The sequence below is a fragment of the Enterobacter sp. 6722112 genome, from assembly GCF_058661685.1.
In genome coordinates this window covers 2,988,607-3,002,790 of record NZ_JBZWGR010000007.1, presented here as the reverse complement: position 1 = coordinate 3,002,790, position 14,184 = coordinate 2,988,607, and the positions used below count along the sequence as shown (strand labels likewise).

Genomic DNA, 14,184 nt, shown 5'->3' with positions numbered 1-14,184 from the left:
GCACTACAGCACGCTTAGCGCCTTCTCCACCACGTTCTCAACGGTAAAGCCGAAATACGGGAACAACTTGTCGGCCGGGGCGGATTCACCGTAACCATGCATCCCGACAATTGCCCCTTTCAGGCCCACGTATTTGTACCAGTAGTCGGCAATGCCAGCTTCAACCGCCACGCGCGCCGCGACGTTTGAAGGCAGCACCGATTCGCGGTACGCCTCATCCTGAGCATCAAAGATATCCGTTGAAGGGAGTGAAACCACGCGCACCGCGTGACCCTCGGCGGTCAGTTTCTCCGCCGCTTTTACCGTGATTTCCACCTCGGAACCGGTGGCGATCAGGATCACGTCTGGCTTGCCGCCGCTGTCTTTCAGGATGTACCCGCCGCGGGCGATATTTTTCACCTGCTCCGGCGTGCGCTCGATCTGCGCCAGGTTCTGGCGCGACAGGATCAGCGCCGTGGGTCCGTTATGACGCTCTACGGCCAGCTTCCAGCCCACTGCCGCTTCCACCTGATCGCAAGGACGCCAGGTGCTGAAGTTTGGCGTTAAGCGCAGGCTCGCCAGCTGCTCTACCGCCTGGTGCGTCGGCCCATCTTCACCTAGCCCGATGGAATCGTGGGTGTACACCATGATTTGCCGCGCCTTCATCAGGGCCGCCATACGCGCCGCGTTACGGGCATATTCGACAAACATCAGGAAGGTGGCGGTGTACGGCACGAAGCCGCCATGGTGGGCGATGCCGTTGGCAATGGCGGTCATCCCGAACTCGCGCACGCCGTAGTGGATGTAGTTCCCGGCAATGTCCTCCTTCAGGGATTTAGAGCCGGACCAGATGGTAAGGTTACTTGGCGCCAGATCCGCCGAGCCGCCCAGCAGTTCGGGCAGGATTGGGCCAATCGCGTTCAGGGTGTTTTGTGATGCCTTACGGGTGGCAATTTTCGCCGGGTTGGATTGCAGGTTCTCAATCAGCGCATGAGTTTTCTCTTCCCAGTCTTCCGGCAGGCCGCCGCTCATGCGGCGGGTAAACTCAGCCGCAAGCTCCGGATACGCTTTTTTGTAAGCGGCAAACTTCTCGTTCCAGGCCTGCTGCGCTTTTTCACCTGTTTCGCGAGCATCCCAGGCCTTGTAGATCTCTTTTGGGATCTCAAAGGCCGGGTGTTTCCAGCCCAGTTTCTGGCGGGTCAGCGCCACTTCCTCTTCACCCAGCGCCGCGCCGTGCGCCTCCTCTTTGCCCGCTTTGTTCGGCGAGCCGAAGCCGATGGTGGTGCGGCAGATGATCAGGGACGGTTTGTCCTTCACGCTCTGCGCTTCCTGAATCGCTTTTTTCACCGCCTCAGGATTGTGACCGTCGATCTCGTGCACCACGTGCCAGTGATAGGCTTCAAAGCGTTTCGCCGTGTCGTCGGTAAACCAGCCCTCGGTTTCCCCGTCAATGGAGATGCCGTTGTGATCGTAGAAGCCAATCAGCTTGCCCAGCCCCAGGGTGCCCGCCAGAGAACAGACCTCGTGAGAGATCCCCTCCATCAGACAGCCGTCGCCCATAAAGACATAGGTATAGTGATCGACAATCTCGTGGTCGGGCTGGTTGAACTGCGCGGCCAGCGTACGTTCGGCAATCGCCAGGCCAACCGCATTCGCCAGCCCCTGGCCCAGCGGGCCGGTAGTGGTTTCAACGCCCGGCGTATAGCCGATCTCCGGGTGGCCCGGCGTTTTGGAGTGCAGCTGGCGGAAGTTTTTTAATTCCTCAAGCGGCAGATCGTAGCCGGAAAGGTGCAGCAGGCTGTAGAGCAGCATCGAGGCGTGCCCGTTGGAAAGAATAAAACGGTCGCGGTCGTACCAGGTCGGATCGGTAGGGTTGTGCTTCAGGAAGTCGTTCCACAGCACTTCGGCGATATCAGCCATACCCATGGGGGCGCCAGGGTGGCCGGAATTGGCTTTTTGTACGGCATCCATGCTGAGGGCGCGAATGGCGTTGGCGAGCTCTTTACGGGACATAGTTCACTCCGTGGCAAGGTTAAAGTTTGGCGGCGAGAAGATCTTCGAGTTTGCGCTGGTCGACGGCGAACTGACGGATGCCGTCCGCCAGTTTTTCCACGGCCATTGGGTCCTGATTGTGCTCCCAGCGGAATTCCGCTTCGGTCATGGGTTTTGGTTTTGGCAGAACGGTGGAGGTTGGCACCAGCTTGCGGATCACCGTCTCTTCACTCTCCTGAAGCTTTTTCAGCAGGTCAGGGGAGATGGTCAGCCGGTCGCAGCCCGCGAGCGCGAGGATCTGCTCGGTGCGGCGGAAGCTGGCCCCCATCACGATGGTCTCGTAGCGGTGCTGCTTGTAATAATCGTAGATATTACGCACCGATTTCACGCCGGGATCTTCGTCCACCACATACGGATCCATCGGCTGTTTCGCCTGATACCAGTCGTAGATACGTCCGACAAACGGTGAAATCAGGAACACGCCCGCTTCGGCGCAGGCACGAGCCTGGGCAAAGGAGAACAGCAGCGTCAGGTTACAGTTGATCCCCTCTTTCTCCAGCACTTCCGCCGCGCGGATGCCTTCCCAGGTGGAGGCAAGCTTGATCAGGATGCGTGATTTATCGATCCCCTGCTCCTGGTAGAGTTCCACCAGGCGGCGAGCCTTGCTAATGCTCTTTTCCTGGTCGAATGAGAGGCGGGCATCCACTTCGGTGGAGACGCGTCCCGGTATGCTTTTAAGAATTTCCGCACCGATATTGACCGCCAGCTTGTCACTGGCTTCGGCGACCTGCTGCTCCTGCGTTTTCCCGCGCTTTTTGCCGTAGGCAAGGGCGTCATCAATCAGATGACTAAAGTGCGCAAGACCGGCCGCCTTGAGCAGCAGCGAGGGGTTGGTGGTCGCGTCTTCCGGCTGGTAGTGACGAATTGATTCGATGTCGCCGCTGTCTGCAACCACGGTGGTAAATTGTTTGATGCCGTCTAGCTGGTTCATAATTACTCCTTGAAAATAAAAGAGTTAGTCGAGTGCGTCAGGTCACACTTCTGAGAAAATCATGATGGACTTAACAAAAAAGCATAGCAGACGGGGGAGGCATTGCTGTCTGAGACGGGTAACATGGCTGTTATAAATTGATAACAATTTTTATTCTGCAATGGTGAGAGTTTGGCAGCCTTCAAAGTTTAGGAGCCTGCCTGCGGCGATACTATGCGGCACACCAGGGTGTGCATAGGAACGTCAACATCACCCTTTTTGACCGAAACGTGAAAGGAATAACAAGATGGATGATCAGTTAAAACAAAGCGCTCTCGATTTTCACGAGTTTCCTGTTCCGGGTAAAATCCAGGTATCCCCGACCAAACCGCTGGCGACCCAGCGCGATCTGGCGCTGGCCTACTCGCCAGGCGTAGCTGCCCCGTGCCTTGAAATCGAAAAAGATCCGCTGGCATCGTACAAATACACCGCCCGTGGCAACCTGGTGGCCGTTATCTCTAACGGTACGGCGGTACTGGGGTTAGGGAACATTGGCGCGCTGGCCGGTAAGCCGGTGATGGAAGGGAAGGGCGTTCTGTTTAAGAAATTTGCCGGTATCGACGTCTTCGATATCGAAGTGGACGAACTGGACCCGGATAAATTCATCAACGTGGTGGCGGCGCTGGAGCCGACCTTCGGCGGCATCAACCTGGAAGACATCAAAGCGCCGGAATGTTTCTATATCGAGCAGAAGCTGCGCGAGCGTATGAACATTCCCGTGTTCCATGACGACCAGCACGGCACGGCGATTATCAGTACCGCCGCCATTCTGAACGGTCTGCGTGTGGTGGAGAAAAACCTCTCCGACGTGCGCATGGTGGTCTCCGGCGCTGGCGCCGCGGCCATCGCCTGTATGAACCTGCTGGTGGCGCTGGGCATGCAGAAACACAACATCGTGGTCTGCGACTCCAAAGGCGTGATTTACAAAGACCGCGAGCCAAACATGGCGGAAACCAAGGCGGCCTATGCGGTGGAAGACGACGGCAAGCGCACGCTAGAAGACGTCATTGAAGGTGCCGACATTTTCCTCGGCTGTTCAGGCCCGAAAGTACTGACCCAGGAGATGGTGCAGAAGATGGCGCGCGCGCCAATGATCCTGGCCCTGGCGAACCCGGAGCCGGAAATTCTGCCGCCGCTGGCGAAGGCAGTGCGTGAAGACGCGATCATCTGTACCGGACGTTCGGACTACCCGAACCAGGTGAACAACGTGCTCTGCTTCCCGTTCATCTTCCGCGGTGCGCTGGACGTTGGCGCTACGGCAATCAACGAAGAGATGAAGCTTGCCGCCGTTCATGCTATCGCAGAGCTGGCGCACGCCGAGCAGAGCGAAGTGGTGGCCTCCGCCTACGGCGATCAGGATCTGAGCTTCGGCCCGGACTACATTATCCCTAAACCATTTGACCCGCGTCTGATCGTGAAGATCGCGCCAGCGGTGGCCAAAGCGGCGATGGACTCTGGCGTGGCGACGCGGCCGATTGAAGATTTCGATGCCTACGTCGATAAACTCACCGAGTTCGTCTACAAAACCAACCTGTTTATGAAGCCGATCTTCTCCCAGGCGCGCGCTGACGCGAAGCGCGTGGTGCTGGCGGAAGGGGAAGAGGCGCGCGTGCTGCATGCCACGCAGGAGCTGATCACCTTAGGGCTGGCGAAACCGATCCTGATTGGTCGTCCGAGCGTGATCGAGATGCGTATCCAGAAGCTGGGCCTGCAAATTAAGCCGGGCGTCGACTTTGAGATCGTCAATAACGAATCCGATCCGCGCTTCAAAGAGTACTGGAACGAATACTATTCGATTATGAAGCGTCGCGGGATCACCCAGGAGCAGGCGCAGCGAGCGGTGATCAGCAACACCACGGTGATCGGCGCGATCATGGTTCACCGCGGTGAGGCGGATGCGCTGATCTGCGGCACCATCGGCGAGTACCATGAGCATTTCAGCGTGGTGCAGGAGATCTTCGGCTATCGCGAGGGTGTCCATACTGCCGGCGCAATGAACGCACTGCTGCTGCCAAGCGGTAACACCTTTATCGCCGATACCTACGTCAACGACGATCCTTCCCCGGACGAACTGGCGGAAATCACCGTGATGGCGGCGGAAACCGTGCGCCGCTTTGGTATCGAGCCGAAAGTGGCGCTGCTGTCGCATTCTAACTTCGGGTCATCCAAATCCGCGGCGGCGTGCAAAATGCGCCAGACGCTGGACCTGGTGCGCGAGCGTGCGCCGGAACTGATGATCGACGGCGAGATGCACGGCGACGCCGCGCTGGTGGAGAGCATTCGTAATGAACGTATGCCGGACAGCCCGCTGAAAGGCTCCGCGAACGTGCTGATTATGCCGAACGTGGAAGCGGCGCGTATCAGCTATAACCTGCTGCGCGTGTCGAGTTCTGAAGGGGTGACCGTAGGGCCAGTGCTGATGGGGGTGTCAAAACCGGTACATGTATTAACGCCGATTGCCTCCGTGCGTCGTATCGTCAACATGGTGGCGCTGGCGGTGGTTGAGGCACAGACGCAGCCGCTGTAATTTTTACCCTCACCCTAACCCTCTCCCAAAGGGAGAGGGAATTTATACTCCCTCTCCCTTTGGGAGAGGGCAGGGGTGAGGGGGTTACACCCAGTCCCGAACCCGAATAAAATCACGCAAGGCAGCCTCCGGGCTGCCTTCTTTGGGTTCAAAGCTGTATTCCCAGCGCACCAGCGGCGGCATCGACATCAGAATGGACTCCGTGCGCCCACCGGTTTGCAGGCCAAACAGCGTCCCGCGATCCCATACCAGGTTAAACTCCACGTAGCGCCCGCGGCGGTACAGCTGGAACTCACGCTCGCGAACGCCGTAGTCGGTGTTTTTGCGGCGTTCGACAATCGGCAGATAGGCATCGGTAAAGCCTTCACCCACTGCGCGCATAAAGCTGAACGCGGTATCAAAATCCGGCGTGTTGAGATCGTCAAAGAACAGCCCGCCGATGCCGCGTTGCTCGTCGCGATGCTTCAGATAGAAATAATCATCGCACCACTTTTTGTATTTCGGGTAAACGTCTTCGCCAAACGGCAGGCAGAGGTCGCGCGCGGTGGTGTGCCAGTGCACGGCGTCCTCTTCGAAGCCATAGTAAGGCGTTAAGTCGAAACCGCCGCCAAACCACCAGACCGGATCGGCCCCCGGTTTTTCCGCGATGAAAAAGCGCACGTTGGCGTGGCTGGTTGGCACAAACGGGTTATGCGGATGCACCACCAGCGAGACGCCCATCGCCTCGAAGCTGCGGCCCGCCAGTTCAGGCCGATGCGCCGTGGCGGACGCCGGCATTGCATCACCGTGGACGTGGGAGAAGTTGACCCCGGCCTGTTCAAAAATGCCACCGTTACGCAGCACGCGGCTGCGCCCGCCGCCGCCCGCTTCGCGCTGCCAGGTGTCTTCCTGGAATTCACCGCCGTCTGCGGCGGCCAGTTTCTGGCAAATCGCGTCCTGTAACTGCATCAGGAAAGTTTTGACCAGCTGTGCATTCGGTTTCATCAACGTTTCCTGGAGTGCGCTTTTTGATTATCGAACCAGTTGAAATAACTGATGACCCCGGAGGCGATAGCGTTCGCGATCTTCTGACGAAACGCCGTGGTGCCGAGTAAACGCTCCTCTTCCGGGTTGGTAATGAACGAGGTTTCAACCAGCACGGACGGAATGGACGGGGACTTCAGCACCACAAACGCGGCCTGCTCGGTGCTTTTACTGTGCAGACGGTGCACGGGCTTAATCCGTTTAAGGATATGCGAGCCGAGCGTCAGGCTGTTTTTGATGGTATCGGTCTGCACGAGATCAAACAGAACCTGCTGCAACAGATGGTCTTTGTCGGTGGCTTTTTTCCCGGCCACTTCATCCGCCCGGTTTTCGCGATCGGAGAGGTATTTCGCCATGGCGCTACTGGCGCCACGGTTGGAGAGGGCGAACACCGATGCGCCTGCGGCGGAAGGGTTTGTGAAGCCATCCGCGTGAATGGACATAAACAGGTCAGCGCCGTGCTTATGGGCAATTTCCACGCGATCGTACAGCGGGATAAACGTGTCGCCCGTGCGCGTCAGGCGGGCGTCAATGCCGTTGCTGCGTAAAATTGCGCGCACATTTTTTGCAATTGCCAGCACGACGTGTTTTTCTTTCGACCCGTTTCGGCCAATGGCGCCGGTGTCGATCCCGCCGTGGCCCGGATCGAGCATGACCAGACGCTTTGCGCCGGCTTTTTTGGTTTTAGGCTTGCTGTGTCCGTTACTGGTTTTAAGCGAGCTCTCTTCTTTTGCCTGAGCCTGCTTTGCGATGCCTGTTAACGTTAAGGCCGCCAGCCCCGCTTTGAGAACCTGACGACGCGATGTGAGTGATTTTAATGGTTTGAATGTGCTCATGCGGCCTGAATTGTAAAAATTGGGGTCCTGGTGTTATATCGTATCGCGTTTTGCGTGACGACATTCCTTATTGAGAATTGTTTTACTTTTCATTTCAATACGTGACAAAGTGACATTATGCCAAATTTTGGCGAGTTTTTCCCCGGTTATTGGCTAAATGCCCTGTTCACGCCATAATCACTGTTTTTAAACCCGAAAAGGCGGTTAATACCATGGAGATACGCGTTTTTCGCCAGGAAGATTTCGAAGAGGTGATCACCCTTTGGGAGCGCTGCGATCTGCTGCGTCCGTGGAACGATCCGGAAATGGACATCGAACGGAAGGTGAATCACGACGTCAGTCTGTTTCTGGTCGCTGAGGTCAACGGCGAGGTGGTCGGGACGGTAATGGGCGGGTACGACGGCCACCGCGGGTCGGCCTACTATCTGGGCGTGCACCCGGAATACCGCGCGCGCGGCATCGCCAACGCGCTGCTTAACCGTCTGGAAAAGAAGCTGATCGCCCGTGGCTGCCCGAAAATCCAGATTATGGTGCGGGAAGATAACGACGTGGTGCTGGGCATGTATGAACGTCTGGGCTACGAGCATGCGGATGTCCTGACGCTGGGTAAGCGCCTGATCGAAGATGAAGAGTACTGAGTTCCACCCTGGCGACTATGATGTTCACGGTCGTCTGCGTCTGCCTTTTTTGTTCTGGTGCGTTCTGCTGTTGCAGGCCCGCACCTGGGTGCTGTTCGTGATGGCTGGCGCGTCGCGCGGGCAGGGCGATACACTACTGAATCTCTTTTATCCCGATCACGATGCGTTCTGGCTGGGGTTACTGCCCGGTGTACCGGCGGTGCTGGCGTTCCTGTGCAGCGGTCGGCGGCAGTTCCTCCCGCGCTTCTGGCGCGCACTTCGCTGGCTGTTGATTCTGGCGCAGGTTGTGCTCCTGGTCTGGCAGCCCGTGCTCTGGCTGTACGGCGAGCCGCTTTCCGGGATCGGGATTGCACTGGTGGTGACGGATATTGTCGCGCTGCTGTGGCTGGTCACGAATCCCCGTTTACGCGCCTGTTTTACGCAAGAGTCAGATTAAAACGGCACTTTTTACCGATACTGCACTCCAACAAGCGTTGATTTATTACGTAAGGACGTCTCAATGAAATCGCTGCGTTTACTTTTATGCGCTCTCCCGCTGGCGTTAACCGGCTGTTCCACGCTCTCATCCATCAACTGGTCTGCGGCCTATCCGTGGAACTGGTTTGGCTCCTCAACGGAAGTGACCGAGCAGGGCGTGGGCAAAATCACCGCCTCGACGGCGCTGGATCAGGATGCCATTCAGGAGGCCATCGGCAGTGATTATCGCCTGCGCAGCGGCATGAAAACCGAGAACGGCAACATCGTGCGCTATTTCGAAGCGTTGAAAGACGACAAGGTGGCGATGGTCATCAACGGCGATAAAGGTACGGTCAACCGCATTGCGGTGATGGATGAAGAGATCCCGACTTCAGGTGGCGTGAAGGTAGGTACGCCGTTTGGCGAACTCTATCAGAAAGCGTTTGGCCACTGCGCCAGCGTGCCGTCGGATGACAGCGTGGCGGTCGAGTGTAAGGCCGACGGCAGCCAGCACATTAGCTATGTATTCAGCGGCACCTGGAACGGTCCGGAAGGGTTAATGCCCTCTGACGACACCCTGAAAAAGTGGAAAGTGAGCAAAATTATCTGGAAGCAGTAATTTGCGCCTGAGCAAGCCGCCTCGCTGAAATCCAGGTATAATAGCCGCCATCAATGCCACGCTGTCGTGGCATCTTTTTTTCAGGAGGAGCGATGTCTCAGGTTCAGAGTGGCATTTTGCCAGAACATTGCCGCGCGGCGATTTGGATTGAAGCCAACGTCAAAGGGGACGTGGATGCCCTGCGCGCGGCCAGCAAAATTTTCGTTGATAAACTGGCCACCTTTCAGGCCAAATTCCCCGAAGCCCATCTGGGCGCGGTGGTTGCCTTTGGCAACACCGTCTGGCGTCAGCTGAGCGGCGGCGAAGGCGCAGAAGAGCTGAAAGACTTTATTCCTTATGGCAAAGGTCTTGCGCCCGCCACCCAGTATGACGTCCTGATCCATATCCTCTCCCTGCGCCATGACGTGAATTTCTCCGTCTCTCAGGCAGCGATTGAGGCCTTTGGTGACAGCATCGACGTGCAGGAAGAGATCCACGGTTTCCGCTGGGTGGAAGAGCGCGATTTGAGCGGCTTCGTCGACGGCACCGAAAACCCGGCCGGGGAAGAGACGCGTCGCGAGGTGGCTGTAATCAAGGATGGCGTGGACGCGGGCGGCAGCTACGTGTTCGTCCAGCGCTGGGAGCATAACCTCAGGCAGCTTAACCGCATGAGCGTGCATGACCAGGAGATGATGATTGGCCGCACCAAAGACGCCAATGAAGAGATTGACGGCGATGCGCGTCCGGTCACGTCCCACCTGACCCGCGTTGACCTTAAAGAAGACGGTAAGGGGCTGAAGATTGTTCGCCAGAGCCTGCCGTACGGCACCGCGAGCGGTACGCACGGCCTGTACTTCTGCGCTTACTGTGCACGCCTCTACAACATCGAACAGCAGCTGCTGAGCATGTTTGGCGATACCGACGGCAAGCGTGACGCCATGCTGCGCTTCACCCGTCCCGTGACCGGCGGCTACTACTTTGCGCCGTCCGTTGAGCGCCTGCTGGCGCTGTAAATCGCTCTCCATTCGTAGGCCGGGTAAGCGTTAGCGCCACCCGGCAATTTCTCCCGCACCCCTTATTCCCTTTTCTGCTTCTAAATCACCAAACGGTATATAAAACCGTTACTCCTTTAGACTCCGTTATAAATATTATGACTATAAGATAGTCATCACATTTATAAGGGTGCGCAATGGCCGTTACTGTACTGAAAAAAGGATCGCTGGCACTGGCAGGTTTACTGCTGGTGGCGCAGGCGCAGGCAACCGAGTTGCTGAACAGTTCTTATGATGTTTCACGCGAGCTGTTTGCCGCCCTTAATCCCGCATTTGAACAGCAGTGGGCGAAAGATAACAACGGCGACAAGCTGACCATCAAACAGTCGCACGCTGGTTCATCCAAGCAGGCGTTGGCCATTTTGCAGGGGCTGAAAGCGGATGTGGTGACCTACAACCAGGTCACGGATGTGCAGATCCTGCACGACAAAGGCAAGCTGATCCCGGCGGACTGGCAAAGCCGCCTGCCGAACAACAGTTCGCCGTTCTACTCCACCATGGGCTTCCTGGTGCGCAAGGGCAACCCGAAAAACATTCACGACTGGAACGACCTGGTGCGTTCTGACGTCAAGCTGATTTTCCCGAATCCGAAAACCTCCGGCAACGCGCGTTATACCTATCTGGCGGCGTGGGGCGCGGCGGACAAAGCTGACGGTAACGATAAAGCGAAAACCGAACAGTTTATGACCCAGTTCCTGAAAAACGTCGAAGTGTTTGATACCGGCGGCCGGGGCGCAACCACCACTTTCGCCGAGCGCGGGCTGGGCGATGTGCTGATCAGCTTTGAATCCGAAGTGAACAATATTCGTAAACAGTACGAAGCGCAGGGCTTCGAAGTGGTTATCCCGAAAACCAACGTTCTGGCCGAGTTCCCGGTGGCGCGGGTGGATAAAAACGTCAAAGCCAACGGCACTGAGAAAGCGGCAAAAGCCTATCTCAACTATCTGTACAGCCCGCAGGCGCAGACGGTGATTACTGACTATTACTACCGCGTAAATAATCCGGACGTGATGAACAAGCTGAAAGACAAATTCCCGCAGACCGAGCTGTTCCGCGTGGAAGATCATTTCGGCGCCTGGCCTGAGGTGATGAAAACGCATTTTGCCAGCGGCGGTGAGTTAGACAAATTGCTGGCGGCGGGGCGTAAGTAATGTTTGCAGGATCAACAAGACGTGTGCTGCCGGGTTTTACCTTAAGCCTCGGGACCAGCCTGCTGTTCGTCTGTCTGATTTTATTGTTACCGCTCAGCGCTCTGGTGATGCAGCTCGCTGAGATGAGCTGGTCCCAGTACTGGGAAGTGGTCACCAACCCGCAGGTGGTGGCGGCCTACAAGGTCACGCTGCTGTCTGCGTTCGTGGCCTCGATTTTTAACGGCGTGTTTGGCCTGCTGATGGCATGGATCTTAACCCGCTATCGCTTCCCGGGCCGCACGCTGCTCGACGCCCTGATGGATCTGCCGTTTGCCCTGCCGACGGCGGTGGCCGGTTTGACGCTGGCGTCGCTGTTCTCCGTGAACGGCTTTTACGGCGAATGGCTGGCGAAGTTTGATATTAAAGTGACCTATACCTGGATCGGTATCGCGGTGGCGATGGCCTTTACCAGCATCCCGTTTGTGGTGCGTACCGTGCAGCCGGTGCTGGAAGAGTTAGGCCCCGAATACGAAGAGGCCGCGGAAACTCTGGGCGCCACGCGCTGGCAGAGTTTCCGTAAGGTTGTGCTGCCGGAACTTTCTCCGGCCTTGCTGGCGGGGGTGGCGCTTTCCTTTACCCGCAGCCTCGGTGAATTTGGCGCGGTCATTTTTATCGCCGGGAACATCGCGTGGAAAACCGAAGTGACCTCGCTGATGATTTTTGTCCGTTTGCAGGAGTTTGATTATCCGGCCGCGAGCGCGATTGCCTCGGTGATCCTTGCCGCGTCGCTGCTGCTACTGTTTTCGATTAATACTCTGCAAAGTCGCTTTGGTCGACGTGTGGTAGGTCACTGATGGCGGAAGTTACGCAATTGAAGCGCTATGACGCGCCCCGCATCAACTGGGGCAAATGGTTTCTGATTGGTACCGGCGTGCTGGTCTCCGCATTCATTCTCGTCGTGCCGATGGTGTATATCTTCGTGCAGGCCTTCAGCAAAGGGATTATGCCCGCGCTGCAAAACCTGGCCGATCCGGACATGCTTCACGCCATCTGGCTGACGGTGATGATTGCCCTGATCACCGTCCCGGTGAATCTGGTGTTTGGCGTATTGCTGGCCTGGCTGGTAACGCGCTTTAACTTCCCGGGGCGTCAGCTGTTGCTGACCCTGCTGGATATCCCGTTTGCGGTGTCTCCGGTGGTGGCGGGTCTGGTTTATCTGCTCTTCTACGGCTCCAATGGCCCGCTGGGCGGCTGGCTGGATGAGCACGACCTGCAAATCATGTTCGCCTGGCCGGGGATGGTGCTGGTGACCGTCTTTGTCACCTGTCCGTTCGTGGTGCGCGAGCTGGTGCCGGTGATGCTCAGCCAGGGCAGCCATGAAGATGAAGCCGCGGTGCTGCTCGGCGCTTCCGGCTGGCAGATGTTCCGCCGCGTCACGCTGCCGAATATCCGCTGGGCACTGCTTTACGGCGTGGTGCTGACCAACGCCCGTGCGATCGGTGAGTTTGGCGCGGTGTCGGTGGTATCCGGCTCGATTCGCGGCGAAACCCTGTCGCTGCCGTTACAGATTGAATTACTGGAACAGGACTACAACACCGTCGGTTCCTTTACTGCCGCAGCGTTGCTGACGCTGATGGCGATTTTGACCCTGTTTTTGAAGAGTGTGGTGCAGTGGCGTTTAGAGAATCAGGAAAAACGTCAGCATCAGGAGGGAAATCATGAGCATTGAGATTGCCAATATTAAGAAGTCTTTTGGTCGCACCCAGGTGCTGAATGATATCTCGCTGGATATCCCTTCCGGACAAATGGTGGCGCTGCTGGGGCCGTCTGGCTCCGGTAAAACCACGCTGCTGCGTATTATCGCCGGGCTTGAACACCAGACCAGCGGACATATTCGCTTCCACGGTACGGACGTTAGCCGCCTGCACGCCCGCGACCGTAAAGTGGGCTTTGTATTTCAGCATTATGCGCTGTTCCGCCACATGACGGTATTCGACAACATCGCGTTTGGCCTGACCGTGCTGCCGCGTCGTGAACGTCCAGATGCCGCCGCCATCAAAGCGAAAGTGACCAAACTGCTGGAGATGGTGCAGCTTGCGCATCTGGCGGACCGCTTCCCGGCTCAACTTTCCGGCGGGCAGAAGCAGCGCGTGGCGCTGGCGCGTGCGTTAGCCGTTGAACCGCAAATCCTGCTGCTGGACGAACCGTTTGGCGCGCTGGATGCGCAGGTGCGAAAAGAGCTGCGCCGCTGGCTGCGTCAGCTGCATGAGGAACTCCAGTTCACCAGCGTTTTCGTGACCCACGATCAGGAAGAGGCGATGGAAGTGGCCGATCGCGTGGTGGTAATGAGTCAGGGCAACATTGAGCAGGTTGACGAGCCAGAGCAGCTCTGGCGTGAACCGGCGACCCGCTTTGTGCTGGAGTTTATGGGGGAAGTAAACCGCCTTCAGGGCACCATTCGCGGCGGTCAGTTCCACGTTGGCGCGCACCGCTGGCCGCTGGGGTATACCTCCGCGCATCAGGGGCCGGTGGATCTGTTCCTGCGTCCGTGGGAAGTGGACGTCAGCCGCCGTACCAGCCTGGATTCACCGCTTCCGGTGCAGGTGCTGGAAGCTAGCCCTAAAGGGCACTACACCCAATTAGTGGTACAGCCCCTGGGCTGGTACACCGAGCCGTTGACCGTGGTTATGCGTGACGACGTGCCGCCGTACCGGGGGGAGCGCCTGTTTGTCGGGCTGCAACACGCGCGCATTTATCATGGCAACGAGCGCATTGAGACGCGCGAGGATATTGCTCTGGCGGAGTCAGCCTGATAGGTTATTAGTATGTTTATCGCCCGGTGGCGCTGCGCTGACCGGGCCTACAGTTATCACTGCGTCTTGTAGGCCGGGTAAGCTAAGCGCCACCCGGCTTTTTTATTGAG

13 protein-coding genes are annotated in these 14,184 nt (G+C 57.5%); 9 read left to right on the top strand and 4 right to left on the bottom strand.

The features are described 5' to 3' along the window. Positions 1 to 3: 3 nt before the first annotated feature. Both tkt and tal read right to left on the bottom strand, forming a co-directional pair. Positions 4 to 1,992: a transketolase gene (tkt, locus tag AC4OVU_RS15795; RefSeq protein WP_047719308.1), complete on the bottom strand. Its 1,989-nt coding sequence runs from the start codon at positions 1,990 to 1,992 to the stop codon at positions 4 to 6. A gap of 19 nt (positions 1,993 to 2,011) precedes the next feature. Then, the gene (tal, locus tag AC4OVU_RS15790) at positions 2,012 to 2,962 is read right to left on the bottom strand and encodes a transaldolase (RefSeq protein ID WP_047719307.1); all 951 of its coding nucleotides are present in this window, start codon (positions 2,960 to 2,962) and stop codon (positions 2,012 to 2,014) included. Between the two features lie 286 nt (positions 2,963 to 3,248). Here tal and maeB point away from each other — a divergent pair, with 286 nt between their 5' ends. Continuing rightward, positions 3,249 to 5,528 (top strand): NADP-dependent oxaloacetate-decarboxylating malate dehydrogenase, encoded by a 2,280-nt coding sequence (gene maeB / locus AC4OVU_RS15785; protein ID WP_047719306.1) that lies wholly within the window; start codon positions 3,249 to 3,251, stop codon positions 5,526 to 5,528. 84 nt (positions 5,529 to 5,612) lie between these two features. On the opposite strand, the gene hemF is transcribed toward maeB, so the two are convergent. Both hemF and amiA read right to left on the bottom strand, forming a co-directional pair. Then, positions 5,613 to 6,512: an oxygen-dependent coproporphyrinogen oxidase gene (hemF, locus tag AC4OVU_RS15780; RefSeq protein WP_039270221.1), complete on the bottom strand. Its 900-nt coding sequence runs from the start codon at positions 6,510 to 6,512 to the stop codon at positions 5,613 to 5,615. Further along, complete coding sequence (amiA, locus tag AC4OVU_RS15775; RefSeq protein ID WP_110292296.1) at positions 6,512 to 7,387, bottom strand: N-acetylmuramoyl-L-alanine amidase AmiA; 876 nt, start codon at positions 7,385 to 7,387, stop codon at positions 6,512 to 6,514. Before amiA ends, hemF begins: the two co-directional genes overlap by 1 nt. A 212-nt stretch (positions 7,388 to 7,599) precedes the next feature. On the opposite strand from amiA, the gene AC4OVU_RS15770 reads away from it, so the two are divergent. From AC4OVU_RS15770 to cysA, 8 genes are all read left to right on the top strand, one after another. Further along, positions 7,600 to 8,025, top strand: coding sequence for a GNAT family acetyltransferase (locus AC4OVU_RS15770; protein ID WP_003861292.1), 426 nt, complete (start codon positions 7,600 to 7,602; stop codon positions 8,023 to 8,025). Beyond that, entirely contained in the window at positions 8,012 to 8,461 is a 450-nt protein-coding gene (locus AC4OVU_RS15765) for a DUF2919 domain-containing protein (RefSeq protein ID WP_017383482.1), read from the top strand. Before AC4OVU_RS15770 ends, AC4OVU_RS15765 begins: the two co-directional genes overlap by 14 nt. 63 nt (positions 8,462 to 8,524) lie before the next feature. Next, the gene (locus AC4OVU_RS15760; protein ID WP_015572220.1) at positions 8,525 to 9,100 is read left to right on the top strand and encodes an RpoE-regulated lipoprotein; all 576 of its coding nucleotides are present in this window, start codon (positions 8,525 to 8,527) and stop codon (positions 9,098 to 9,100) included. A 92-nt stretch (positions 9,101 to 9,192) separates the two neighbouring features. Continuing rightward, positions 9,193 to 10,092 (top strand): Dyp-type peroxidase, encoded by a 900-nt coding sequence (locus AC4OVU_RS15755; RefSeq protein ID WP_110292295.1) that lies wholly within the window; start codon positions 9,193 to 9,195, stop codon positions 10,090 to 10,092. Positions 10,093 to 10,268: 176 nt separating this feature from the next. Then, positions 10,269 to 11,282: a sulfate ABC transporter substrate-binding protein gene (locus tag AC4OVU_RS15750; RefSeq protein WP_491928745.1), complete on the top strand. Its 1,014-nt coding sequence runs from the start codon at positions 10,269 to 10,271 to the stop codon at positions 11,280 to 11,282. Further along, positions 11,282 to 12,115: a sulfate/thiosulfate ABC transporter permease CysT gene (cysT, locus tag AC4OVU_RS15745; RefSeq protein ID WP_017383478.1), complete on the top strand. Its 834-nt coding sequence runs from the start codon at positions 11,282 to 11,284 to the stop codon at positions 12,113 to 12,115. Before AC4OVU_RS15750 ends, cysT begins: the two co-directional genes overlap by 1 nt. Next, on the top strand, positions 12,115 to 12,990 hold the full coding sequence (cysW, locus tag AC4OVU_RS15740) for a sulfate/thiosulfate ABC transporter permease CysW (RefSeq protein WP_003861305.1): 876 nt from the start codon (positions 12,115 to 12,117) through the stop codon (positions 12,988 to 12,990). The genes cysT and cysW overlap by 1 nt, the downstream gene beginning before the upstream one ends. Next, positions 12,980 to 14,074, top strand: coding sequence for a sulfate/thiosulfate ABC transporter ATP-binding protein CysA (gene cysA, locus AC4OVU_RS15735; RefSeq protein WP_017692966.1), 1,095 nt, complete (start codon positions 12,980 to 12,982; stop codon positions 14,072 to 14,074). The genes cysW and cysA overlap by 11 nt, the downstream gene beginning before the upstream one ends. Positions 14,075 to 14,184 lie beyond the last annotated feature (110 nt).

Coding starts and splice junctions, on each gene's coding strand:
- tkt (WP_047719308.1), bottom strand. CDS start 1,992: ATGTCCCGTAAAGAGCTCGCCAACGCCATTCGCGCCCTCAGCATGGAT.
- tal (WP_047719307.1), bottom strand. CDS start 2,962: ATGAACCAGCTAGACGGCATCAAACAATTTACCACCGTGGTTGCAGAC.
- maeB (WP_047719306.1), top strand. CDS start 3,249: ATGGATGATCAGTTAAAACAAAGCGCTCTCGATTTTCACGAGTTTCCT.
- hemF (WP_039270221.1), bottom strand. CDS start 6,512: ATGAAACCGAATGCACAGCTGGTCAAAACTTTCCTGATGCAGTTACAG.
- amiA (WP_110292296.1), bottom strand. CDS start 7,387: ATGAGCACATTCAAACCATTAAAATCACTCACATCGCGTCGTCAGGTT.
- AC4OVU_RS15770 (WP_003861292.1), top strand. CDS start 7,600: ATGGAGATACGCGTTTTTCGCCAGGAAGATTTCGAAGAGGTGATCACC.
- AC4OVU_RS15765 (WP_017383482.1), top strand. CDS start 8,012: ATGAAGAGTACTGAGTTCCACCCTGGCGACTATGATGTTCACGGTCGT.
- AC4OVU_RS15760 (WP_015572220.1), top strand. CDS start 8,525: ATGAAATCGCTGCGTTTACTTTTATGCGCTCTCCCGCTGGCGTTAACC.
- AC4OVU_RS15755 (WP_110292295.1), top strand. CDS start 9,193: ATGTCTCAGGTTCAGAGTGGCATTTTGCCAGAACATTGCCGCGCGGCG.
- AC4OVU_RS15750 (WP_491928745.1), top strand. CDS start 10,269: ATGGCCGTTACTGTACTGAAAAAAGGATCGCTGGCACTGGCAGGTTTA.
- cysT (WP_017383478.1), top strand. CDS start 11,282: ATGTTTGCAGGATCAACAAGACGTGTGCTGCCGGGTTTTACCTTAAGC.
- cysW (WP_003861305.1), top strand. CDS start 12,115: ATGGCGGAAGTTACGCAATTGAAGCGCTATGACGCGCCCCGCATCAAC.
- cysA (WP_017692966.1), top strand. CDS start 12,980: ATGAGCATTGAGATTGCCAATATTAAGAAGTCTTTTGGTCGCACCCAG.